Here is a 23,756-nt window from a genome sequence, read left to right on the forward strand (position 1 = left end):
GCTCCTTGAGCCCGACGAGCCGGTCACGACCTTCGTGCCGACCTCCTGCCGGAGGGAAGCTGCATTGGAGATCGCGCTTGCGTCGACGCCCGTAGGCCTTGGCCAAGCGATCGCGTGCGGCAATCGCTTACAAGTTTTCGCACTCGGTTGCGCAACGATACATCGGATCAGGGCCCGGCAAATCCGCCCCCCAGCGCCACATAGAGCGACACCCCGTTCTGCAACGCAGTCGCCCGCAGCTGTATCAACTGCTGCTCCGCAGAAAAGAGATTTCGACGTGCATCGACCACCTCGAGGTAGATCGAGATGCCGTTCTCATATCGGAGCTCCGCCACCTCGGCGAGGCGTCGTTGCGCGAGCACCGCCGCCTCCTGCGCCGCAATCTGCTCCTGGTAGCGCCGCCGCCCGATCAGGGCTTCGGACACTTCGCTGAAGGCGGTCTGCACGGTGCGCTGGTAGAGGGCCACGAGTTCATCGCGCCGTGCCTGCGCCACGTCGAGTTGAGCCTGCCGCTGGCCGCCATCGAAGATCGGCAGGCTGACGAGACCCCCGACCGACCATGCCTGGTTGCTGCTCTTGAACAGGTCGCCCAGTTCCGCCGAGGCAAAGCCCAGGTTGCCGGTCAGCGCGATGCGCGGAAAGAACGCTGCGCGCGCGGCGCCGATGTCGGCGTTGGCGGCGCGCAGTTGCTGTTCGGCCTGCAGCACGTCCGGCCGGTTGACCAGCAAGGCCGAAGGCAGGCCGGCATCCAGTTCGCCGAACTGGCCCGGGTCCTCGATGGCGCGCGTGGGTGGCAAGGGTCCCTCCACCGGCTTGCCGACCAGCACCAGCAGTTGGCTTCGCCGCTGCTCGGTCGTTCGCTGAAGCTCGGCCAGTTGCGTCTGCGCCTGCGTCACGAGGATGGAGGCCTGGTCGTAGTCGACGGTGGAAGTCACGCCGGCATCGAGGCGCAGCTTGGCAATCTCCAGCGCGTAGCGACGTGCCGCGACGGTGTGTTGCGCCAAGTCGATGCCCTCCTCCCCGGCGCGGATGCTGTAGTAGCTCGCGGCGACGTTGCCGATCAGCGAGAGCCGGAAGGAGCGTTCACCCTCCACAGTCGCGAGATAGCGCCGTCTCGCCGCCTCGCTGAGGTTGCTCACGCGGCCCCAGAAGTCGAGCTCGTAGGACGCCATCGCGGCCTGCACGTTGTACTGGTTGAAGATGACCGAGGCGCTGGTGTTTGCCAGTTCGGGATCGATCGTGCTCAGCGGGGCCTGCGTGCGCGATGCGTCGGCATTGGCGTTGACCTGCGGCAGCCGCGCCGCGTCCTGGATGCGGTATTGCGCGCGAGCCTGTTCGATGCGGGCCACCGAGGCGACGAGGTCGCGGTTGTTGGCCAGGGCCGATGCGATCAGAAAGCGAAGCTGCGGGTCGCCGAAGAAGCTCTGCCAGCCGATCTCCGTGGCGAGCCGGCTGCCGGCCGGATCGGCCGCGTCGAAAACCTCGGCCACGGGCAGATCCGGCTGGCGATACGTCGGTGCGTGGTTGCACGCAGCCAGGGCGCAGCATGCCGCCAGGCACAGAACGACCGACTCACGCCTCACCCGAGCCTCCACGCGATTTGCTGCTCAACGCCCGCAGCGCCAGCTCGTCCGCCTCCTCGCTGTGTTTCTTCTCGCGGCTCAACCACTTGCGCGCGGCCACATAGAACAGCGGCGTGAAGAAGATGCCGAAGAAGGTCGCGGTGAGCATGCTGCCCATGACGCCGGTCCCCACCGCCTGCCGGCTCGCCGCGCCCGCGCCCGTGGCGAGCACCAGCGGCATCATGCCCAGCACGAAGGTGACGCTGGTCATCAGGATGGGGCGCAGCCGCTGCTGCGCGCCGTTCTTGGCAGCGGTCGCTGGGTCCTTGCCCTCGCTCTCTTCCTTGATCGCGAATTCGACGATCAGGATCGCGTTCTTGGCGGCGAGGCCGATGATGGTGATCAGGCCGATGTTGAAGTACACGTCGGCCGAAAGACCGCGCGCCATCGTCAGCAGCACCGCGCCGGCAACGCCGAAGGGGATGATGAGCAGCACCGCGACCGGGATGGCCCAGCTCTCATAGAGCGCCGACAGCAGCAGGAAGACCACCACCAGCGACAGTCCGAGCAGCAGAGGGATCTGTCCACTGGCCTGCCGCTCTTCGAAGGCCGTGCCGGTCCATTCGTAGGCGAGGCTTCCTGTCAGCACGCGCTTGGCGATGCGCTCCATTTCGACAAGGGCCGCGCCGCTCGACTGTCCGGCCGCAGCTTGTCCAGAGAGCGTGGCCGACGGAAAGCCGTTGTAGCGTTCGAGCTGCTGCGGCCCGGAGATCCAGCGCACCCGCGTGAAGGCCGAGAAGGGGACGGATTCGTTCTGGTTGTTGCGCAGCCTCAGCGCGAGCACGTCCTCCGGGCGCATGCGCTGTGCCGCATCCGCCTGGATGAACACGCGCAGCACGTTGCCTTCGAAGACGAAGTCGTTCACGTAGTTGGAGCCGAAGCTCAGCGACAGGGCCTGGTTGACCTGGCCGATCTGAAGGCCCAGCGCGCGGGCCTTGATGCGATCGATGTCGACATAGAGCTGCGGTGCGGGCGGCAGCCCTTCCGCGCGCACGCCGGCCAGGATGGGACTGGCGGCCGCCTCGGCCATCATCTGCTGGGTCGCCTGCTGCAGCGCCGCGCCGCCGATGCCGCTGCGGTCCTGGATCTTCATCGTGAAGCCGGTGGCGTTGCCCAGCGATGGAATAGCGGGCGGGTCGAGCGCAAAGATCAACGCCTCGGGGATGTTCCTGAACGCCGCGTTGCTGCGCTGGACCAATGCGCTTGCGCTGTTCTCGCTGCCGGTCCGCTCCCCCCAGGGCTTCAGGTCGACGAAGGAAAGCGCCGCCGACTGTCCCTGGCCGAAGAAGCTGAAGCCCGTCACCGTCGCGACATTGCGCACCTGCGGCTGCTGCTGCAGAAAGGCTTCGACCTGGTCGACCGCATGTTGGGTGCGGGCCGTCGTCGACCCCGGCGCGCCGGTGTAGGTCACGAAGATGTGGCCCTGGTCCTCGGTGGGCAGAAAGCCACCGGGCAGGCGCGCGAAGAGCCAGGCCGTCACCACGCAGGCAACAACAAAAACCAGAAGCCAGCGAAAGGGCCTGGCGATCATCCCGTCGACACCGCGGATGTACTTCGAGGTGCCGGCGTCCAGGCCCGCATTGAACCCGCCAAAGACGCGGTTCAGCATGCGCGCGGCGGCCCCCGGCTTGCGGCCTTCTGCCTCGCGTGCAAGCGTCGCGTCATCCTTGAGCAGCGCCGCGCACAAGGCCGCGCCGAGCGTCAGCGCGAGCACCGTCGACAGAAAGATCGACACCGTCAACGTCACCGAGAACTGCCGGTAGATGCCACCCGTCGACCCCGGGAAGAAGGCCATCGGAATGAACACCGCGACCAGCACCAGCGTGCTCGCGATGACGGCGCCCGAGATCTGCCCCATGGCCTTGACCGTCGCCTGGCGTGCGTTGAGGCCCTCCTCGCGCATGACGCGCTCCACGTTCTCCACGACCACGATGGCATCGTCGTTCAGGATGCCGATCGCGACCACCATGCCGAACAGCGACAGCAGGTTGATCGACATGCCGAACAGGTGCAGGCCGACGCAGGTTCCGATCAGCGCGACCGGAACGATCAGGGTGGGAATCAGCGTGGCGCGCCAGCTCTGCAGAAAGAGAAACACCACGACGGTGACCAGCAGCAGCGCCTCGATCATGGTGCGCACCACGCTGTTGACCGAAGTGTTGATGAAGGGCGTGGTGTCGAAGGGCACGCTCCACGTCATGCCCTGCGGAAAGGTCGGCTGCAGCTCGGTCATGCGCCGGCGCACTTCGGACGCCACGGCCAGCGCATTGGCGCCGCTCGCGAGCTGGATCGTCATGCCGGCGGCTTCCTTGCCGTTGACGGTGAAGCCGAAGCCGTAGCTGTCGTTGCCCAGCTCGACCCGCGCGACGTCGCCGAGCCGGACTGTGGAGCCGTCCGGGTTGGCGCGAACGATGATCTCGCGGAACTGCTCGGGCGTGGAGAAGCGGCTCTGCGTCACGATCTGGGCGTTGAACTCCGTCCCGCCCGCGACCGGCTGGTCGCCCAGCCCGCCGCTCGCGGTCTGGCTGTTCTGCTCCTGCACGGCGGCGAGTACTTCGCTCGCCGACAGGCCGAAGCCGCCGAGCTTGTCGCGGTCGAGCCAGATCCGCATCGCGAAGGACGAGCCGAAGAGCTGCACGTCGCCCACGCCCGCGATGCGCCGCAGTTCGTTGACGATGTTGTTCGACGCGAAGTTGCCGATCGCCGTCACATTGGACGCACCGCCCGTGGACTGCAACGCGATCAGCATCAGAAAGCCCGACGAGGCCTTGGTGACGGTGATGCCCAGCTGGCGCACCTGCAGCGGCAGGCGCGGCTCGACGCGGCTCAGGCGGTCCTGCACCTGCGTGCGCGCGATGTCCAGATCGGTTCCGGGCTTGAGCGTGACGGTGATCTGCGCGGTGCCGTTGGATCGGCTGATCGCGGACATGTAGAGGAAGTTCTCGATCCCGTTCATCTCGTCTTCGATGATCGAGGTGACCGTGCGGTCGAGCGTCTGGGCATCCGCGCCGCTGTAGACGGCCTGCACGTTGAGCGAGGGCGGCGCGACGTCCGGATACTGCTCGACGGGAAGGAGCAGCACCGCGATGAACCCGAAGAGCACCATGAACAACGCGATCACCCAGGCAAACACCGGGCGATAGACGAAGAAGCGATCCATGGATTGGCGTTCGCTCAGCGGGCTGTTCGAGCAGGTGCCGGCGCGGGCTGCGCGCTCACCTTCTGGCCCGGGCGGACCTTGTGCCAGCCATCGACGATGACCTGCTCGCCTGCCTGGAGGCCATCGAGGACGACCCACTCGCCGGCCTCCTGCGCACCGACCGCCACGTTGCGACGCACGACGGTGCCGTCGGGCGCGACGAGCGCCACACTGGCCGAGTTGGCATCGATCTGCACCGCACGTTCGGGCACGCGAATGCCCGTCTTGTGGATGCCCGATGCGATGCGCCCCCGCACGAACTGGCCCGGCAGCAAGGTGCGCGACGCATTCGGAAACTGCGCGCGGATCGTCTGTGTGCCGGTAGAGGGATCGACCGCAAGATCGGTGAAGTCGAGGTAGCCCGGCTCGCCGTACTCCTGCCCGTTCGCCAGGATCAGCCGCACTTCGACATGCGCCATGTCGGGCACCTTGAGCGCGCCCGCCCGCACCTGCTGCATGAAGTCGAGGATCACGGTGTTGGACTGCGTGAAGATGGCGCTGATCGGCTGCAGCTGGTTCACCTGCGTCATCAGCGTCGCGGCACTCGCGCTGACCAGCGCGCCTTCAGTGACCTGGGCGCGGCCCACGCGGCCGGCAATCGGTGCCCGCACGGTGCTGCGCTCGAAACGCAGCTGGGCGCGCGTCACTTCGGCACGCGCATCGCTCACGTTGGCCTCTGCTTGCCGCAAGGCGGTCTCCGCCGCTTCGAATTCCTGTGCGCTCACCGCCTGCCGGCTGACCAGCGGCCTGAAGCGCGAGACGATGGAGGCTGCATTGGAGCGCGCCGCCTCCGCCCGGCTCAACGCAGCCTTGGCCTGCTGCAACAGGGCGCTGTAGTCACGCGGGTCGATCAGGAACAAGGGCGCGCCCGCGGGCACGTCCGTGCCTTCCTGGTACAGCCGGCGCTCGACGATCCCGTCGACACGGGCCCGCACTTCCGCCGTCCGGACGGGCTCGATCCGGCCGGGGAGTTCGACGGTACTGGAAACAGGGGCTGCTTCGACCTTGACCACCAGAACGGTCGTCGGCGGTGCAGCGGCCATCGGCGAGGCTTGATCGTTGTTGCCACAGGCAGCGCAGGCGAGCGCAAGCAACTGGACGGCAATCAATGCAGGGCGTCTGGCTGATCGATGCGGCAATCGATGTTCCTTGGAGAAGGGATTCTTCGCGTTGGGATGCTCGACAGAATAGCAAAGTAGCGTGTCGGCGCGAGGCGCATCTTCGTCAAGCAGCGCGCCTGCCGACAGCAAGAACGTCCAGGTTTACAAGCGAGCGCCGTGCCGGTAAAAGCCACGAGCCCGCACCTGTTCGAGGCAACTCACCGGAGCCAAGTGGGAACATGATCTTTATGGGGCGTCTTGCCATTGCATGGGCGACGGTGGTGCTGTTCTTCCTTCTTGGAGATGCATGGCTGGCCGATCCCGGTGCGGGTTTGCGCGCGGCGGTGCTATTTCTCTGGCTGTTCGCGGCGATCCTCTGGTGCGCGTTCGGCGTCGTGGAGCAAGCGGACCATCTCGCGAACCTCCTCGGCGAGCCGCTGGGCTCGCTGGTGCTCACGCTGTCCATCGTGATCATCGAGGTCGTGCTGATCGCGGCGGTGGCGCTCGGCAGCGAGGCCACGCCGACGCTGGGACGCGACACGATGTTTGCCGTGGTGATGATCGCGCTGAACGCAGGGGTCGGGCTGGCCCTGCTACTGGGCGGGCTGCGACATCGCGAACAGGCCTACAACCTGCAGGGCGCCGTGGCGTATCTCGCGGTGATCATCCCGTTGGCGTCGATCGCGCTCATCCTGCCCAACTTCACGCAGGCTGTTCCGTCCGGGAGCCTGACGACTATCCAGGCGGTCTTCTTCTCGCTCTTCACCCTTCTGCTCTATGCCATCTTCCTGTTGATCCAGACCCAGCGCCACCAGGGATTCTTCGTCGAGGCGCCGGCCGAGGGGACCGCTCGAGCAGCTGCAGGCATGCACGAGAAGCGCAGTCCATCAGGCGCCGCGTTGGTGCGTCACACCTTCCTGCTCCTGGTCACGTTGCTGCCCATCGTGCTTCTGTCCGGGCGACTCGCCATGTTGATCGACCACGGCACTGCCGCGCTCGGAGCCCCTGCTGCCTTGGGCGGGGTACTCATCGCGATCATCGTCTTTGCGCCCGAAGGGATCACCGCGTTGGCGGCGGCGCGTGCCAATCAACTGCAGCGGTCGATCAACCTGTGTCTCGGGGCTGCGACCTCCACCATAGGGCTCACGGTACCGGCGATCCTCGTCATCGGGCTCATGACTGGAAAGACCATGATCCTCGGTCTCGAACCGACAGGCGTGACTTTGCTCGTTCTCACCTTGATCCTGAGCACGCTCACGTTCTCCGGGCCGCGCACGACGGTCCTTGAGGGTGCAGTGCACCTGGTCGTGTTCCTCGTCTACGTGGTCCTGATCTTCAGCCCTTGAACCCGGTCTGGTGTAACCGCAGAGAAGGGCATAGGATGCGAACCCTTCGCGACCTCGCGTTGTCCAGCTTCTTCCAACGATGTTTGTGGAGGTGAGTCATGGCGCATAGAGAATCCGAGCCGCATCCGAATGCTGCAATGCAGCGCCGCAGACTGATCTGCGGGATCGGAGCGACCTTGGGTGCCGCAATGGTCGTCCCGCGCGGCGTGCACGCACAGGCTGCCAAGGCCGCGCCGGTGGGCCCGCCCAGCACCATCACGCAGCCGCCCCGCGACTTCAGCCACCGCGGCGCGCCGACCACCTATTTCACCGACCCCGACGTGCTGACGGTCGATCCGGCCTTCGACGGCCTGCGTCAGCCCAACGCCCCGATCCAGCGGCTCTGGACCGGCGCCTTGTGGGCCGAAGGGCCGGCATGGAATTCGGTTGGCCGTTTCCTCGTATGGAGCGACATCCCGAACAACCGCCAGCTTCGCTGGAGCGAGGATGACGGGCACGTCAGCGTGTTCCGGTCGCCCTCCAACAACAGCAACGGCAACTCGTTCGATTTCCAGGGACGGCAGCTCTCCTGCGAGCACCTGACGCGAAGAGTCGTGCGCTACGAACTCGATGGCTCGGCGACGATCCTCGCTTCGACCTTCAATGGCAAGCGGCTCAACTCGCCCAACGACATCGTTTCCCATACTGACGGCAGCTACTGGTTCACCGACCCACCCTACGGCGCCCAGCTCTATGAAGGCACGGTCGACGCCGCCGGCGGGCCCGCCAACAAGGCCGGGCGCCTGAACCCCAGGCTGGGGCAACCGCCGGAGATCGGCTCCTACAAGCGCGAGTTGCCGACCGCGGTCTACCGGCTGGACAAGAACGGCACGCTGACGCAGGTGGCCGGCGAAGACATCGTGCCGGACCCCAACGGCCTGTGCTTCTCGCCCGATTTCAAGAAGCTCTACATCGTCAGCACCGGCCAGGGGCCGGGCGACACCATTCCGGGTGGCAAGGGCGAGATGCATGTGTTCGACGTCGGAGCGGACAACAAGCTCAGCGGCGGCAAGCGCTTCAGCGACTTCATGATCGACGGCGTGAAGTGCGGGCCCGACGGTGTCCGGGCCGACGTGGACGGCAACCTCTGGTGCTCCAGCAACGCCGGGCGCAACGTGGGCTACAGCGGCGTGACGGTGTGGACGCCGCAAGGCAAGCTCATCGGCCGCATCCGGCTGCCCGAGGTCTGCGGCAATGTCTGCTTCGGCGGGCCCAAGCGCAACCGGTTGTTCATGGCGGCCAGCCAATCGCTGTACGCGGTCTACACGGCGACCCAGGGAGCCGCGCCGGCCTGAAGCATCCTTCTTCGAAGGGCTGGCGGAGCCCGGCGCGCATATAGTGAAGGCGGATCGGACGTGATCCCTATTGCCGGAGCTGCCCATGTCGCTTGCGAAATCGAAGTCCTGCCTTCTCGCCCTGCTGCTCTGCGTGCCGCTCTCCGCGCTCGCCATGACGACGACGACCACGCGCCCGCTCAATGTGCGCGGCGGCCCCGATCGGGCCTTCGAGGTGGTGGCTGTTCTTCCTGCACGGACTTCCGTTCGCGTGAACGGTTGCATCAGCAACTGGCGCTGGTGCCGCATCGACTCCCGGCGTCACCGCGGGTGGGTCGACTCCCGGTACTTGCAGCACTCCGTTCGCGGCCGGGTGCCGGTCATCAACGACAGGCGCTGGTCGCCGTCCGGACCTGGACACTCCCGCCCTGCAGGCTGACGCCTCCTCGGGCGACAATGAACGCTCCATGCGCCAGTTGCTCATCCTCGCGATCGCGACCACGCTCGGCCTCGCGGCCGACGCCGAGGTGATCCGCTGCGAGGACGCCGCCGGCAACGTGAGCTATACCGATGGTTCGTGTTCGGCCGGCTCCAGGCCGGTGGGGCGCGTGTCGGTGCCGGAACCGGCGAGGCCGGCACGCGGTGGCGAGGATGTTCCCCGCGCCGCACTGCCACAGGGTTATCCGGGGGACGCCGTTCGGCCGATGCCGCAACCGTCAGGCCCCGCCATCATCGACTCCCGTGGCGCATCCGGCAGCAACGAGCAGTCCACCGATTCACGCTGGAGCGACCGTGGCGACGACCCCGTAGTGATCGACTACGGCTACCCCTACCCCGGCGGCGCCTATCGCCAGCCCCAGCGGCCGCGCGACATGCGGCCCCGAATCCGCAACTGCGACGCGCAGGGTTGCGAGGACAAGCAGGGCAACCACTACGACCGCTCCGGCCAGTTGGACCGCTACCGGAGCATCGACGGCAAGACCTGCCGGCCGGTGGGGACGACCACCATCTGCCGCTGAGCGGGGTCAGTTCGCGAGCCGGCCCGCAGTCAGCCGCAGCACGCGATCGCAGCGCAAGGCGAGGCTCTCGTCATGCGTGACCATCACGAAGGCAGTCCCCCGGTCGTGCGCCAGCTGAAGCATCAGCGCAAAGACGCCGTCGGCGGTCGCGCGATCGAGGTTGCCGGTCGGCTCGTCGGCCAGCACGCAATCCGGCTGCGTCACCAGCGCACGCGCAATGGCCACGCGCTGGCGTTCGCCGCCCGACAGCTCGGCGGGCCGGTGCTGCACCCGTTCGCCGAGGCCCACGGCTTTGAGCATGGACACTGCCGCATCCGTCGACTGGGCGGGTGGCATGCGCCGGATCTTGAGCGGCATCGCCACGTTGTCGAGCGCGCTGAACTCCGGCAGAAGGTGATGGAACTGATAGACGAAGCCGAGGTGCATGTTGCGCAGGCGGCCCTGCTCGGCCGCGTCCACGTGCGCGATGTTCTCGCCATGCAGTTCCACGCTGCCGGCCGTGGGCGCGTCGAGCCCGCCCATCAGATGCAGCAGCGTGCTCTTGCCGGAGCCCGAGGCGCCGACGATCGCGAGCGTCTCGCCCGCGTGCACGTCGAGATCGACGCCATGCAGCACGGTGAGATCGATGCGGCCTTCATGGAAGCGCTTGGTCAGTCCGCGGACTTTCAGCACCACATCACTCATAGCGCAACGCCTCCGCGGGATTGACGCGGCTCGCGCGCCAGCTCGGGTAGAGGGTTGCCACGAAAGCGAGGATGAGCGAGATCACCGTGATCGGCACGATGTCGCCGCGCTGGGGGTCGCTCGGCATCTTGCTGATGAGGTAGATGTCCTTCGGCAGGAAGCTCGCATGGAACAGCCGCTCCAGCGCCGGCACGATCACATCGATGTTGTAGGCAATGCCCAGCCCCAGCAGCAGGCCGCCGAGCGTGCCGATGACGCCGACCATCGCGCCCTGCACCACGAAGATGCCCATGATGCTCTTCGGGCTCGATCCCAGCGTGCGCAGGATCGCGATGTCGGCGCGCTTGTCCGTCACTGTCATCACCAGCGTCGAAACGAGATTGAAGGCCGCGACGGCGACGATCAGCGTGAGGATGATGAACATCATGCGTTTCTCGACCTGCACGGCCGCGAACCAGGTCTTGTTGGCGCGCGTCCAGTCGCGGATCAGGAAGGAGCCCGGCAGCGTGGCGCCGAGTTCCTCGGCCACCTCGCGCGCCTGGTGCAGGTTCTTGAGCTTGAGGCGCACGCCGGTCGGGCCTTCGAGCCGGAACACGCGTGCGGCGTCCTGCTCGTGGATCATGGCGAGCGCCGAGTCGTATTCGTAGTGGCCCGAATCGAAAGTGCCGACCACGGTGAACGGCTTGAAGCGCGGCAGCACGCCGGCCGGCGTGACCTGTCCGCCCGGCGCCACCAGCGTGACCTGGTCGCCCACGCGCACGAAGAGCGATCGCGCCAGTTCGACGCCCAGCACGATGCCGAACTCGCCCGGCACCAGTTTGTCGAGCGCGCCCTGCTGCGCGGTCGTGGAAATGTCGGTCACCTGGGGTTCCAGCGTCGGCTCGATGCCGCGCACCAGTGCGCCCTTCATGTCTTCGCCGCGCGCGATCAGCGCCTGCGCGGCAATGAAGGGCGCGACGCCGACCACCTGGGGGTTCTTGCGCGCGCCGGCCATGATCGCGTCGAGATCGCCGAGCGCCTGGCCGTCACGCGAGAAGATCTCGATGTGCGAGATCACGCCGAGCATGCGGTCGGTCACTTCCTTCTGGAAGCCGTTCATCACGCTCAGCACGATGATCAGTGCCGCCACGCCCAGCGCGATGCCGAACATCGAGACACCGGAGATGAAGGAGATGAAGCCGTTGCGCCGCGTGGCCCGGCCCGCGCGCGTGTAACGCCAGCCGAGTTGCAGTTCGTAGGGAAGTCGCATCAGGCCTCCCGCCGGGCCATCCCAAGGAAGGCCTGCGCCCCCTCGGGGGGCAGCGAATACACGAAGTGATGAGCGTGGGGGCTGTTCATCGCCGGGATTGTGGCATCCCGGACAATAGGCCCATGTCAGCCTTGCTCTCTTCCCGCCATCTCCTGATTCCCTTCGCCGGCCGTGGCTCGCCCGCTTGCCGCGAGGCGCTGGCGGGATTGCGCCTGCCGAAGCTCGAAGCGCTACTGTCCCGGCTGACGCTCGTCCACGAGGACGTGCAGGACGACAGCACACTCTCGCCGCCGCACGAGCGTGCGCTCGCCGATGCCCTGGGCATTGCAGCAGCGGACGGCTGCATCCCCTGGGCAGCGCTGGAAGCAAAGCAGTCCGGCCTGGCGTCGGCCGAGGACAGCGCAAGCTGGGGCATGGCGACGCTGTGCCACTGGCAGGTGGGCATCGACGACGTGGTGCTGGGCGACCCGGCGGCGATCGAGATCGACGCCGCCGAATCCGCTGCGCTGCTGGCGGCCGCGCACCCCTTTTTCGAGGAAGATGGCATCGCGCTGCACGCATCGGCCACGCCCGGCCGTTGGCTGGCAAACGGCAAGATCTTCGACAACTTGTCGACGGCATCGATCGATCGCGCGGTCGGCTTCCCCATTTCGCAGTGGTCGCCTTTGTCCGATGCGGCGCGACCCCTGCGCAGGCTCCAGAACGAAATGCAGATGCTGCTCTACACCGAGAGAGTGAACGACGCGCGCACGGCGCGCGGCGTGCCACCGATCAATTCCTTCTGGCTCAGCGGCACAGGCCGCCTGCCGGATTCCTTCGCCCCGAACCATCCCGCCCCCATCGTCGCCGACACGCTGCGCACGCCCGCTTTGCGCGATGACGGCGCCGGATGGGCGTCAGCGTGGCAGGCGATCGATGCCGGCCCAGTGGCGGAACTGCTCGACGACTACACGCGCGGCGCCGAGGTCACGCTCACGCTGTGCGGCGATCGCGGCACGCGACGCTTCGGCGTGCAATCACGCGGCATGGTGCAGTGGGCCAAAGGCCTGTTCAACCGGCCGGGCGCGGCCATCGCGCTGGAGGCGCTGTGATCATGAAGATCGTCGCCCGCGACATCCCCCCGCGCAGCGCCTGGGCGCTCGAACAGGCCGGCGTGCATCCGCTGCTGGCGCGGCTCTACGCCGCGCGCGGCGTGCTGGGCAAGGAAGAACTCGACGACGGCCTCGCGCGCCTTCTGCCGCCCAACACGTTGCGCGGCACACGCGAGGCGGCCGTGCTGCTGGCCGATGCGATACGCGACGACAAGCGCCTGTGCGTCGTCGCCGACTACGACTGCGATGGCGCGACCGCCTGCGCCGTCGCCGTGCGTGGGCTGCGCCTGCTCGGCGCCAAGCACGCGAGCTATCTCGTGCCCGACCGCGTGATCGATGGCTACGGCCTCACGCCTCCGATCGCCGAGCGCGTGGCGGACAGCGGCGCCGACATGCTCATCACGGTCGACAACGGCATCGCGAGCGTCGAAGGCGTGGCGGCCGCCAAGGCACGCCATCTGTCGGTGCTGGTGACCGATCACCACCTCCCGGGCTCGTCGCTGCCCGAGGCCGACGTGCTCGTGAATCCGAACCAGCCCGGCTGCGACTTCGAGAGCAAGAGCATCGCCGGCGTGGGCGTGATGTTCTACGTGCTGCTCGCGCTGCGCTCCGAGTTGCGCACGCGCGGCGTGTTCGACGTGGCGACGCAACCCAAGCTCGACGCCCTGCTGCCCCTGGTCGCGCTCGGCACCGTGGCGGACGTGGTTCGGCTCGACGCCAACAATCGCCGGCTGGTCGCCCAGGGCCTGCGTCGCATCCGCGCCGGTGCCATGCCTGCCGGCATCGCGGCGCTCTTCAAGGCGGCAGGCCGCAATGCGGCATCTGCAACCACCTTCGACTTCGGCTTTGCGCTCGGCCCGCGCATCAACGCCGCAGGACGTCTTGCCGACATGACGCTCGGCATCGAATGCCTGCTGACCGACGACGCCGGCCGCGCGGATGAACTGGCGCGCACGCTCGACGGCATCAACCGCGAGCGGCGCGACATCGAAGGCGGCATGCGCGACAAAGCGCTCGTGCTCGCGGAATCGCTGTTCGACGACACACAAGCACCGCCTGCTGCGATCAGCGTGTTCGGCGCGGATTTCCATGAAGGCGTGGTCGGCATCGTCGCCTCGCGCATCAAGGAACGCTTCCACCGGCCGACTTTCGTCTTCGCGGCGAGCGGCGCCGATGGCAAGTCGCACGAGCTCAAGGGCTCGGGCCGATCCATTCCTGGCTTTCATCTGCGCGATGCACTCGACCTCGTCGCCAAGCGGCATCCCGGCGTGCTGCTGCGCTTCGGCGGCCATGCGATGGCGGCCGGCTGCACCGTGGCGCGGGAGCAATTCCCGACCTTCGAACAGGCGCTCGCCGAAGTGGCACAGGAGTGGCTCGACGCCGCGACCCTCACACGCCGGCTGGACACCGACGGACCGCTCGCGCCGGAGTACCTGCGCGTGGATCTGGTAGATACGCTGCACCGCGAGGTGTGGGGCCAGGGCTTTGCGCCGCCGACCTTCAGCGAGGAAGTGGAAGTAGTCTCGCAGCGCCTCGTCGGCGAGAAGCACCTGGCGCTGAAGCTCAAGCACCGCGGCAAGCCGGTGGACGGCATCTGGTTCGGTCACACCGAGCCGCTGCCGCCGAAGGTGGTGATCGCCTGGCGGCTCGACGCGGACGAATGGCAGGGGGTGCGTCGCGTCAGGTTTCTCGTGGAGGGCGCGGAGGTCTGAAGCTTCCGGGCCTGCCGCGCTTCAGAATCCCTTGAACTCGTGGTTGAGCCCGATCACGTACACCCTAGGGCTGCCCGCCACGCTGCTGCGCGCGGCGCTCACATCGACACTGATCAACGGCGTGACGCTGAATCGCGCCCCCACGCGTGACGTCCAGAAACCGAAGGCGCGGAAGCGCTCGAACATCAGGCTCACCCGGTCATTCAGCGCCCATTCGCCCTGAAGCCCGCCGCGCCCTGTGCGTTCGCCGGTCACCGTCGACCAGTCGGCCCCGAGATTGGCGTTGATCCACAGGCTGTCGAGCGCGCGCCAGCTCACGGGCAGCAGGACCTGTCCGCCCGTGTGGCCGCCGTGCGTGACATCGGCAACGACGCCCGCGGACACCGCCGCGACCAGCGTCGCATCGGCGCCCTGGCCGAACCAGGTCCACTTGACCTGCGGCCCCAGCACCACGCCATACAGCTCCGGCACGGAATAGCGATCGAAATTGAAGCTCAGTTCGACGGGTCCGACCCGGCATGCGGGCCCCAGGTGAAAGTCCGTGACGGGCTCGGGCCCGAAGCGCCCGTACCAGGTCTCGTTCTGGCATTGGCCGGGGTCCAGCGTGAAGGCGTCGTCGACATCGAAGTGGCCGCCCGCCCGCGCGGTGACCGCTAACAGCCACAGCAGGATGAGGACGAAGTGTCGGCGCATGGCGGCGGATTCTAGAAGCCGTGCATGTCGGCTTCGCGGCCATCATGCGCTTGCCGCGCCCCACCGGCGACGGTTTCAGATCTCGAACTGAGGTTGCAATTCGCGGATGCGCTTCATCGCCACGCCGGCCGCTGCCGTGCGTGTCTCGACGCCAAGCTTCACGTACACGCGTTCCAGATGCTTCTTCGCCGTGGCGGGGCTGCTGCCGAGGATTTCGCCGATGTCCTTGTTGGTTTTGCCCTTGACGACCCAGTAGAGCACCTCGGCCTCGCGCGCGGTGAGCTTCAGGCTCAGGCTCATGGCTTCGATGACCGCGGTGTCGGAGACCTCGCGCATGATGATCAGCCAGTCGTCGCCATCGTCGTCGTGGCCGGTCTGCTGGTGCAGGCGCACATTGAGGCCCGTCGCGCCGTGCTCGATCGTCAGCACGGGCGGTTCGATCTGGCGCTGCTGCGCATCGGGCAGATGGCGACGCAGCCAGTCGAGCACGACGGGCGGTGTCACCGGCGCGCTGGTGCCGCAGTAGCGCAGCAACAGGTCGCGCGCGAGCACGGTCTGCCAGATCAGCTTGCCCTCGGGCATGCGCACGGTGAAGCTCGCGTAGCCGAAGGCATCGAGTGCATTCCGCGCCTGGCCGGCCTGCTGCGCCTCCTGGCGTGCGCGACGGGCGCCTTGCAGATGCACGTTCATGCGCGCCAGGACTTCCTTGGGCTTGATCGGCTTGGTGACGTAGTCGACGCCGCCCGCTTCGAGTGCGGCGACCAGGTGCTCGGTCTCGGTGAGCCCGGTCATGAAGACGATCGGGATGTGCGCCGTCGCGGCGTCGGCCTTGAGGCGGCGCGCGACTTCGAAGCCGTCGATGCCGGGCATCATCGCGTCGAGCAGCACGATGTCGGGCCGCGCCTGCGCGGCGCGCTGCAAGGCCTGCTCGCCGCTGGTGGCGACGAGCACGGTGTAGCCGGACTCGTCGAGCGCGTCGTGCAGCACGGCGAGGTTGTCCGGCACGTCGTCGACGATCAGAACCAGGTCGCTGTTGCCCGCGCTGCCGCGCAACGTGCTGACGAGTGGCGTGGCCGTGCTCAAGATGTGCCCACCGCCGCAGTCAGGACGCGACTCATCGCCTCAAACTGAAATTGACGCGCCAGAGCGCGTTGTGCCGCTGTCCATGCGGCGCATTCAGGCTGTGCCGAATCGATGTCATCGAGCTGGTTCATGATCCCTCGAAAGTAACCGAGGCCTACTACCTCTTCGAGCGCGCGCAGGCGCTCGGCGGAAGGCACCACGGCAGTGGCTGGTGCGGACGCAGGCGGCTCCGCGGCCTGGTCGTTCCAGCGGAGCTCCAGCCGGCGTTCCAGCCAGTCGAGCAGTTCGCTGTGGCGCACCGGCTTGACGAAGAAGTCCTCTGGCGCGATGCCGACGTCGTTGTCCAGGCGCTTGTCGAAGGCATTGGCCGACACGATCGCGACCGCGGCGTTCGCGAGGCCGAGCGCGCGCGAACGACGGATCGTCTCCCACCCGTCGATGCCCGGCATTGCCAGGTCGACGAACATCGCATCGGGCCGCCAGCCGGCCGCGATCAGGTCGAGCGCATCGTGGCCGCTCGCCGCCGTGCGCAGTTCGAATCCCAGCGGCGAGAGCACGTGCGAGAGCAGTTCGCGATCGGCCTCCTCGTTGTCGACCACCAGCAGCCGCCGGCGCGGGCCTTCGTAGCCCCGCCGCACACGCACCACGGGCGCCGCCACCCTCCGCACGCTCGCAGCTTGCACCTCGTGCACATGAGGCAGGAACAGGCGCAGGCGAAACACCGAGCCTGCGCCGGGCGTGCTCTGCACGGTCATCTCGCCGCCCATCAGATCGATGAGCATCTTCGCGATCGTGAGTCCGAGGCCGGCGCCGGGCGCTGCAGGGCCGGCGATCGCTCCACGCGCGAAGGGCTCGAAGATGCGGCCCAGTTCCTCGACCGACATGCCCGGCCCGGTGTCCTCGATCTCGATCGCGGCGAACTCGCGTGCATACCTTAGGCGCAGCGTGACCTGTCCCACGGCGGTGAACTTGATCGCATTGCCCAGCAGGTTGATGAGGATCTGCCGCACACGCTTCTCGTCGGCACGCACCAGTTCCGGCAAGGCGCCGGTGGGCTCGAAGCGGAAGGCCAGGCCCTTGTCCTCGGCCTGCAGTTCGAACATGTCGGCGAGCTCGCTCATGAGTTCGGCGAACTGCATCGGCTTCGCATTCAGCCTGAGCTTGCCGGCTTCGATGTGGGCGATGTCGAGCGTGCCTTCGATCAGCGACAACAGGTGCTCGCCGCCTCGCTTGATGACCGCGACCGCTTGCCGGCGATGCGGCGGCACGGCGGCGTCCTCGCCCATCAGTTGCGCATAGCCCAGGATGCTGTTGAGCGGCGTGCGCAATTCATGGCTGATGGCGCTGATGTAGCGGCTCTTGGCCTGGTTGGCCTGGTCTGCCTGTTCGCGCGCCTGGTCGGCGGTCTGCTTGGCGGCCTGCAGTGCGCGGTCGGTCTCGCGGTGCAGTTCGATCTCGCGCACCAGCAGATGGGTCTGGCGGTTCGATTCCTCCTGCGCGACCTTGCGGCTCTGATGCGCGAGCACCAGCCACCAGGCGACGATGCCCGCGATCACCAGCAGCGCCATGTAGGCCTTGAGGAAGCCCGAGCGCAGCGAAACGGGCCGCAGGTCGGCCAGCGCGCTCTCGGTCAGGGCGGTTTCGCCGAGCGCGCGCAGTTCCTGCTGATAGAGCACGCCGAAGACGGCGGCCAGCAGCGGCACGACGATCAGCATCAGCAGCAGGAAGTGGCCGAGGCCCGTGTCGAGGTACGGCCACACGCGGCGCGGCAGCAGCCAGCGCAAGGCGCCCGACCATTGCGCGGACAGGCTCGCCTGCGGCTTGCACAGGTCGCCGCAGCGCGCATCGAGCGTGCAGCACAGCGAGCAGATCGGCCCCTGATAGGCCGGGCAGTGCGCCATGTCCGGCCCCTCGTACTCGCGTTCGCAGATGGCGCAGCGCTGTGTGCTGAGCCGGCGGTAGTTGCCCGCATCGGATTCGACGCGCGCCCAGCGCACTGCAGAGCGTCGCGCGGCCGGCGCGAACGGAGCGGCACCGCGTTCGTCGGAGACACGCGCGATGTAGTACTTGCCGCGCGTGGCCCAGGCGATAAGCGGCGCCGTGACGAAGGCCGTGCCCAGCGCGATCAGCGCCGAGAAGGCCTGCGCCAGCGGCCCGAACACGCCGAGGTGCGCGGTGATCGACAGCACGGACGCCAGCGCCATGGCGCCGACGCCGACCGGATTGATGTCCCACAAATGCGCCCGCTTGAACTCGATGCCCGGCGGGGAGAGACCCAGCGGCTTGTTGATGACCAGGTCGGCCACGACCGCCATCATCCAGGCGATGGCGATATTGGCGTACAGGCCGAGCACGTCGCCCAGGGCCTCGAACACGTTCATCTCCATCAGCATGAAGGCGATGAGCGCGTTGAATACCACCCACACGACGCGCCCCGGGTGGCTGTGCGTCACGCGCGAGAAGAAGTTGCTCCACGCCAGCGAGCCCGCATAGGCGTTGGTGACGTTGATCTTGAGCTGCGAGATGACGACGAACACCGCCGTCGCCGCGACCGCCCAGCCGTAGTTGGGAAAGACGTACTCGTACGCGGCGAGGTACATCTGGTTCGGATCGACGGCGCGCTCGGGCGGCACCATGTGACTGATCGCCAGGTAGGCCAGCAGCGCGCCGCCCAGCATCTTGAGTACGCCGAGCACCACCCAGCCCGGCCCGCCCGCGAGCACCGCCGCCCACCAGCGCCCCCGATTGGCGGCGGTGCGCGCCGGCATGAAGCGCAGGTAGTCGGCCTGCTCGCCCATCTGCGTGATCAGCGCGATGCCGACCGTGAGAGCAGCACCAAAAAGGTGCAGATCGAAACCGATCGAAGACGACTTGACACCGACATAGTGCGAGATGCCCGAGAACGCACCAGGATCGCGCGCGAGCACGTAGCCGAAGGGCACGACCAGCAACAGCAACCAGATCGGCTGCGTCCAGACCTGCAGCCGGCTGATCGCCGAGATCCCGTGCGTAACGAGCGGGATCACGACCAGCGCGCACACCAGGTAGCCCCAGACCGGGGGGATGCCCAGCGCCAGTTCCAGCGCATAGGCCATCACCGCTGCTTCGAGCGCGAAGAAGATGAAGGTGAACGACGCGTAGATCAGTGAGGTCAGCGTCGAGCCGATGTAGCCGAAGCCGGCGCCGCGCGTGAGCAGGTCCATGTCGACGCCGTAGCGCGCCGCGTAGACGCTGATCGGCAGGCCGGCCAGAAAGATGATGAGCCCCGTGACCAGGATGGCCCAGAAGGCATTGACGAAGCCGTACTGCACCAGAAGGGTGGCGCCGACCGCCTCCAGGATCAGGAACGAGGCCGCACCGCCGAAGGCCGTGTTCGCGACGCGCCATTCCGACATGCGCCGGAAGCGCTGCGGCGTGTAGCGCAGCGCATAGTCCTCCAGCGTTTCGCTGGCGACCCAGCTGTTGTAGTCGCGCCGGACCTTGACGATGCGCTGCGGCGCTTCGTCGCTCGGAGCGGGGGGAACGGCGGTGGAGTGCACATAGGGATGCGTGCAACAGTCATGCCCGTTCGAGAGCCGCCACGGAACCGGCTTGGAGGGGTGCGCAACAGAAGGCATGACTGTTGCAAAGACTTGGGCATGGAACTGACACCGCGCGAAAAAGACAAGCTGCTGATCTTCACGGCGGCGCTGCTGGCCGAACGGCGCCGCGCCCGCGGCCTGAAACTCAACTACCCGGAAGCCATCGCGCTGATTTCGGCGGCCGTGATGGAGGGCGCGCGCGACGGCAAGAGCGTCGCCGCCCTCATGAGCGAAGGCCGCAACGTGCTCACGCGCGCGGACGTGATGGACGGCATTCCGGAGATGATCCCGGACATCCAGGTGGAAGCCACATTCCCGGACGGCACCAAGCTGGTGACCGTGCACCAACCGATCGTATGACTCACCCCCAGGCTCGCGCACTTCGTGTCGCTCTCCTGAAACTGAATAACAACCGAGGATCTGCCATGCGTTTTTATCGTTTTGCACCTGCACTTGCCTTGCTTGCAGCACTGCCGCTGGTTGCCAGCGCGCACACCGGCGTCGACGGCGGACACCACCACGGCTTCGTCGCCGGTTTCTTTCACCCCCTGACCGGTGCAGACCACCTGGCCGCGATGGTGGCCGTGGGCCTGTGGAGCGCGCTCACGGCGCGCCGCGCCTGGCCCGATCTCCTGTGGGCGCCTCTGGGCTTTTCCGTGATGCTGCTGGCCGGCGCGGTGGCAGGCCTGGGCGGCGTGCAACTGCCGGCGGTCGAGCCGATGATTGCCGCCTCGCTGCTGGTGTTGGGGCTGCTGGTGGTCACGCAACGCCGTCTGCCGGCCTTGGCGGCCGCAGCGCTGGTCGGCGTCTTCGCCGTGTTCCACGGCATCGCGCACGGCCAGGAGCTGGCCGGTGAATCTGCGGCCGCGATGACGCTCGCGGGCATGCTCGCCGCCACCGTGGCGCTGCACGGGGCAGGCATCGCGGTCGGTTGGTCGCTGCGCCAGAGCCATCGCTGGCTGCCGCGCCTTGCCGGCGCCGCCGTGGCGATGTTCGGCGTCGCCCTCCTCGGCGGCCTGGCCTGAGGCAGCGCCGATGATCCCCGGCGAACTCATCACCGACGAGGGCGAGCACATCCTCAACCCCGGACGCCGCACGCTGACGCTGGTGGTGCAGAACACAGCCGACCGGCCGATCCAGGTCGGCTCGCACTATCACTTCGCGGAGACCAACGGCGCGCTGGGCTTCGACCGCGAGGCCGCGCGCGGCATGCGCCTGAACATCGCATCGGGCACCGCCGTGCGCTTCGAGCCCGGCCAGCAACGGACGGTCGAACTCGTGGACTTCGCCGGCGACCGCGTGGTCTACGGCTTTCGCGGCCTGGTACAAGGAAAACTCTGAATGGCAACGATCGGCCGCCGCGCCTACGCGGAAATCTTCGGCCCCACGGTGGGTGACCGCATCCGGCTCGCCGACACCGACCTGGTGATCGAAGTCGAGGAGGACTACACGCTGCATGCCGGCGGCTACGGCGAAGAAGTGAAATTCGGCGGCGGCAAGACCATCCGCGACGGCATGGCACAGGGCCAGCGCACGCGCGCCGAAGGCACCGTGGACACGGTGATGACGAATGCACTGATCCTCGACCACTGGGGCATCGTGAAGGCCGACATCGGCCTGAAGGACGGACGCATCGTCGCGATCGGCAAGGCCGGCAACCCCGACGTGCAATCGGGCGTGGACATCGTCATCGGTCCGGGCACCGAGGTGATCAGTTGCGAAGGCAACATCGTCACCGCGGGCGGCATCGACAGCCACATCCACTTCATCTGCCCGCAGCAGATCGAGGAGGCGCTGGCCTCGGGCGTGACCACCATGCTCGGCGGCGGGACCGGACCCGCCACCGGCACCTTCGCCACGACCGCGACGCCGGGGCCGTGGCACATCGAGCGCATGCTGCAGGCGGCCGACGCCTTCCCGATGAACCTCGGCTTTCTCGGCAAGGGCAATGCAAGCCTGCCGGCCGCGCTGCACGAGCAGATCGACGCGGGCGTGATCGGCCTCAAGCTGCACGAGGACTGGGGCACCACGCCGGCCGCGATCAGCAACTGCCTGGACGTGGCCGATGCGACCGATACGCAGGTGGCGATCCACAGCGACACGCTCAACGAATCGGGCTTTGTCGAGAACACGATCGCGGCCGTGAAGGGCCGCGCGATCTGTGCCTTCCACACCGAAGGGGCCGGCGGCGGTCACGCGCCGGACATCCTGCGCGTGGTGGGCGAGGCGAACTTCCTGCCTTCGTCGACCAATCCGACGATGCCCTACACCGTGAACACGCTCGACGAGCACGTCGACATGCTGATGGTGTGCCATCACCTCGACGCCGGAATTCCCGAGGATCTCGCCTTTGCCGAAAGCCGGATTCGCAAGGAAACGATCGCGGCCGAGGACATCCTGCACGACATGGGCGCCATCAGCATGTTCAGCTCCGACAGCCAGGCCATGGGCCGTGTAGGCGAAGTGATCATCCGCTGCTGGCAGACCGCCCACAAGATGAAGGCGCAGCGAGGCAAGCTTCCGGAAGACGAGTCACGCAACGACAACTTCCGCGCCAAGCGCTACGTCGCCAAGTACACGATCAACCCGGCGATCTCGCACGGCATCGCGCACGAAGTGGGCAGCATCGAGATCGGCAAGTGGGCCGACCTGGTGGTGTGGAAGCCAGCCTTCTTCGGCGTCAAGCCATTCACGATCATCAAGGGCGGCAGCATCGCGATGGCCGCGATGGGTGACCCGAACGCATCGATCCCGACGCCGCAGCCGGTGCATTACCGGCCCATGTTCGGTGCCTTCGGCGGCTCGCTGGCAAGGAGTTCGCTGACTTTCGTTTCGCAAGCCGGGCTTGCGGCGGACATCGGCCGGCGCTACGGGCTCGCCAAGAAGCTGAGCGCGGTGAAGAACATCCGCGGCGTGCGCAAGCAGCACATGGTGCACAACGCGTTCACGCCGACGATGGAGATCGATGCGCAGACCTATGCGGTGCGCGCCGACGGGCAACTGCTGACCTGCGATCCGGCAATCTCGCTGCCGATGACGCAGCGGTATTTCCTGTTCTAGGTTCGAAGATGCGCGCGGATCGACAATCCGCATTCATTCGAACAACCTGCCTCTCATGCTCACCGCCAACAAACTCATGCCCCAGGGCGGCGGCCTCGCGCTCGTCCTGCTCAAGCGCGCCGCCACTGTCGAACTCGACTGGGACGTCCGCCAGAAGAGCCGCTTCGACACCACCGATTCGCAGGGGCGCCGGATCGGCGTGTTCTTGCCGCGCGGCACGGCCGTGCGTGGCGGCGACGTGCTGGTCGCCGAGGACGGCTCGCTGGTCAAGGTGATCGCCGCGCGCCAACCGGTGCTGGTCATCACGCACTGCAGCGAACACGGCACGCCCTTCGACCTGATGCGCGCGGCCTATCACCTCGGCAACCGGCACGTGCCGATCGAACTCAAACCCGACCACCTGAAGATCGAACCCGACCACGTGCTGGCCGGCATGCTGCGATCGATGCACCTGATCGTGCGCGAGGCCGATGAAGCCTTCGAGCCCGAAGGCGGGGCCTATGGCGCGCATGGTGGTGGACATGGGCATTCGCACGGCGCGGGGCCGGTAGGGCCGGTGCTGCATCCGGACGCCTATGCCGGCTCGCACACCCCTGGCGATCACGATCACGACCATGACCACTCGCACGGCCATTCGCATTGATGGATGACGCGCCGGCCGCCCTGTCCGCAGCGAGCTTCCTGCAACTGATCTGGCTCGCGTCGCCCGCGCTGCCGGTGGGCGGCTTCTCCTATTCCGAAGGGTTGGAGGCCGGCATCGAATGGGCCGGGCTCGGCACCGAGCGGGCCGCTTCCGACTGGCTCGTCGACCAGCTTCACCTGAGCCTTGCGCGCACCGACCTCGCCGTCCTGGCGCAAGCCATCCCTGCCTGGCGCAGCGGCGACATTCCACGCGTCAGCGCGCTCAATGCCTGGGTCTTCCAGACCCGCGAATCCGCCGAGTTCCTGTTGCAGACCGAGCAGATGGGCCGCTCCTTCGTCGAATGGCTCAAGCTGCATCACGA

The 23,756-nt window shown here is 67.3% G+C and carries 20 protein-coding genes; 12 read left to right on the forward strand and 8 right to left on the reverse strand.

The genetic code is table 11. The features are described 5' to 3' along the window. Positions 1–167 precede the first annotated feature (167 nt). Genes QTI24_RS18175 through QTI24_RS18185 form a run of 3 tightly spaced genes read right to left on the reverse strand, consistent with a single transcriptional unit; the run spans position 168 to position 5,960 of the window. Positions 168–1,595: an efflux transporter outer membrane subunit gene (locus QTI24_RS18175; RefSeq protein WP_353506096.1), complete on the reverse strand. Its 1,428-nt coding sequence runs from the start codon at positions 1,593–1,595 to the stop codon at positions 168–170. Continuing rightward, the gene (locus QTI24_RS18180; RefSeq protein ID WP_286602299.1) at positions 1,573–4,782 is read right to left on the reverse strand and encodes a multidrug efflux RND transporter permease subunit; all 3,210 of its coding nucleotides are present in this window, start codon (positions 4,780–4,782) and stop codon (positions 1,573–1,575) included. The genes QTI24_RS18175 and QTI24_RS18180 overlap by 23 nt, the downstream gene beginning before the upstream one ends. 14 nt (positions 4,783–4,796) lie before the next feature. Continuing rightward, positions 4,797–5,960, reverse strand: coding sequence for an efflux RND transporter periplasmic adaptor subunit (locus QTI24_RS18185; protein WP_286602301.1), 1,164 nt, complete (start codon positions 5,958–5,960; stop codon positions 4,797–4,799). Positions 5,961–6,160: 200 nt separating this feature from the next. Between QTI24_RS18185 and QTI24_RS18190 the strand changes: the two genes are divergently transcribed. From QTI24_RS18190 to QTI24_RS18205, 4 genes are all read left to right on the forward strand, one after another. Beyond that, complete coding sequence (locus tag QTI24_RS18190; RefSeq protein WP_286602302.1) at positions 6,161–7,267, forward strand: calcium:cation antiporter; 1,107 nt, start codon at positions 6,161–6,163, stop codon at positions 7,265–7,267. A gap of 137 nt (positions 7,268–7,404) precedes the next feature. Continuing rightward, on the forward strand, positions 7,405–8,601 hold the full coding sequence (locus QTI24_RS18195) for an SMP-30/gluconolactonase/LRE family protein (RefSeq protein WP_286602304.1): 1,197 nt from the start codon (positions 7,405–7,407) through the stop codon (positions 8,599–8,601). An 85-nt stretch (positions 8,602–8,686) separates the two neighbouring features. Continuing rightward, positions 8,687–9,019 (forward strand): SH3 domain-containing protein, encoded by a 333-nt coding sequence (locus QTI24_RS18200; protein ID WP_286602306.1) that lies wholly within the window; start codon positions 8,687–8,689, stop codon positions 9,017–9,019. Between the two features lie 28 nt (positions 9,020–9,047). Then, positions 9,048–9,599, forward strand: coding sequence for a DUF4124 domain-containing protein (locus QTI24_RS18205; RefSeq protein ID WP_286602307.1), 552 nt, complete (start codon positions 9,048–9,050; stop codon positions 9,597–9,599). Positions 9,600–9,605: 6 nt separating this feature from the next. Here the strand turns inward: QTI24_RS18205 and lolD are convergent, their stop codons facing one another. Beyond that, entirely contained in the window at positions 9,606–10,283 is a 678-nt protein-coding gene (lolD, locus tag QTI24_RS18210) for a lipoprotein-releasing ABC transporter ATP-binding protein LolD (protein ID WP_286602308.1), read from the reverse strand. Beyond that, complete coding sequence (locus QTI24_RS18215; RefSeq protein ID WP_286602309.1) at positions 10,276–11,532, reverse strand: lipoprotein-releasing ABC transporter permease subunit; 1,257 nt, start codon at positions 11,530–11,532, stop codon at positions 10,276–10,278. Before QTI24_RS18215 ends, lolD begins: the two co-directional genes overlap by 8 nt. A gap of 122 nt (positions 11,533–11,654) precedes the next feature. Here QTI24_RS18215 and QTI24_RS18220 point away from each other — a divergent pair, with 122 nt between their 5' ends. Both QTI24_RS18220 and recJ read left to right on the forward strand, forming a co-directional pair. Next, entirely contained in the window at positions 11,655–12,623 is a 969-nt protein-coding gene (locus QTI24_RS18220) for a hypothetical protein (protein ID WP_286602310.1), read from the forward strand. A 2-nt stretch (positions 12,624–12,625) separates the two neighbouring features. Further along, positions 12,626–14,335 (forward strand): single-stranded-DNA-specific exonuclease RecJ, encoded by a 1,710-nt coding sequence (gene recJ / locus QTI24_RS18225; RefSeq protein WP_286602311.1) that lies wholly within the window; start codon positions 12,626–12,628, stop codon positions 14,333–14,335. 21 nt (positions 14,336–14,356) lie between these two features. Here recJ and QTI24_RS18230 read toward each other — a convergent pair whose 3' ends face one another. From QTI24_RS18230 to QTI24_RS18240, 3 genes are all read right to left on the reverse strand, one after another. Beyond that, positions 14,357–15,028, reverse strand: a complete 672-nt coding sequence (locus QTI24_RS18230; RefSeq protein ID WP_286602312.1) for a PA4824 family protein — start codon at positions 15,026–15,028, stop codon at positions 14,357–14,359. 75 nt (positions 15,029–15,103) lie between these two features. Continuing rightward, complete coding sequence (locus QTI24_RS18235; RefSeq protein ID WP_286602313.1) at positions 15,104–16,111, reverse strand: response regulator transcription factor; 1,008 nt, start codon at positions 16,109–16,111, stop codon at positions 15,104–15,106. Beyond that, entirely contained in the window at positions 16,108–19,728 is a 3,621-nt protein-coding gene (locus QTI24_RS18240; protein ID WP_503011277.1) for an ATP-binding protein, read from the reverse strand. The genes QTI24_RS18235 and QTI24_RS18240 overlap by 4 nt, the downstream gene beginning before the upstream one ends. A 21-nt stretch (positions 19,729–19,749) precedes the next feature. On the opposite strand from QTI24_RS18240, the gene QTI24_RS18245 reads away from it, so the two are divergent. The 6 genes from QTI24_RS18245 to QTI24_RS18270 form a co-directional block, all read left to right on the forward strand. After that, positions 19,750–20,052: an urease subunit gamma gene (locus tag QTI24_RS18245; protein WP_286602315.1), complete on the forward strand. Its 303-nt coding sequence runs from the start codon at positions 19,750–19,752 to the stop codon at positions 20,050–20,052. A 65-nt stretch (positions 20,053–20,117) separates the two neighbouring features. Then, positions 20,118–20,717, forward strand: coding sequence for a HupE/UreJ family protein (locus QTI24_RS18250; RefSeq protein WP_286602317.1), 600 nt, complete (start codon positions 20,118–20,120; stop codon positions 20,715–20,717). A 10-nt stretch (positions 20,718–20,727) separates the two neighbouring features. Then, positions 20,728–21,033: an urease subunit beta gene (locus tag QTI24_RS18255; protein WP_286602319.1), complete on the forward strand. Its 306-nt coding sequence runs from the start codon at positions 20,728–20,730 to the stop codon at positions 21,031–21,033. After that, positions 21,034–22,752 (forward strand): urease subunit alpha, encoded by a 1,719-nt coding sequence (ureC, locus tag QTI24_RS18260; protein WP_286602320.1) that lies wholly within the window; start codon positions 21,034–21,036, stop codon positions 22,750–22,752. Positions 22,753–22,807: 55 nt separating this feature from the next. Further along, positions 22,808–23,395 (forward strand): urease accessory protein UreE, encoded by a 588-nt coding sequence (gene ureE / locus QTI24_RS18265; protein WP_286602322.1) that lies wholly within the window; start codon positions 22,808–22,810, stop codon positions 23,393–23,395. Next, a partial coding sequence (locus QTI24_RS18270; RefSeq protein ID WP_286602323.1) for an urease accessory protein UreF occupies positions 23,395–23,756 on the forward strand: 362 nt, incomplete at its 3' end. The genes ureE and QTI24_RS18270, both read left to right, overlap by 1 nt.

Origin of the sequence: Variovorax sp. J22P240 (assembly GCF_030316855.1) — a bacterium.
Classification (GTDB): domain Bacteria; phylum Pseudomonadota; class Gammaproteobacteria; order Burkholderiales; family Burkholderiaceae_C; genus Variovorax.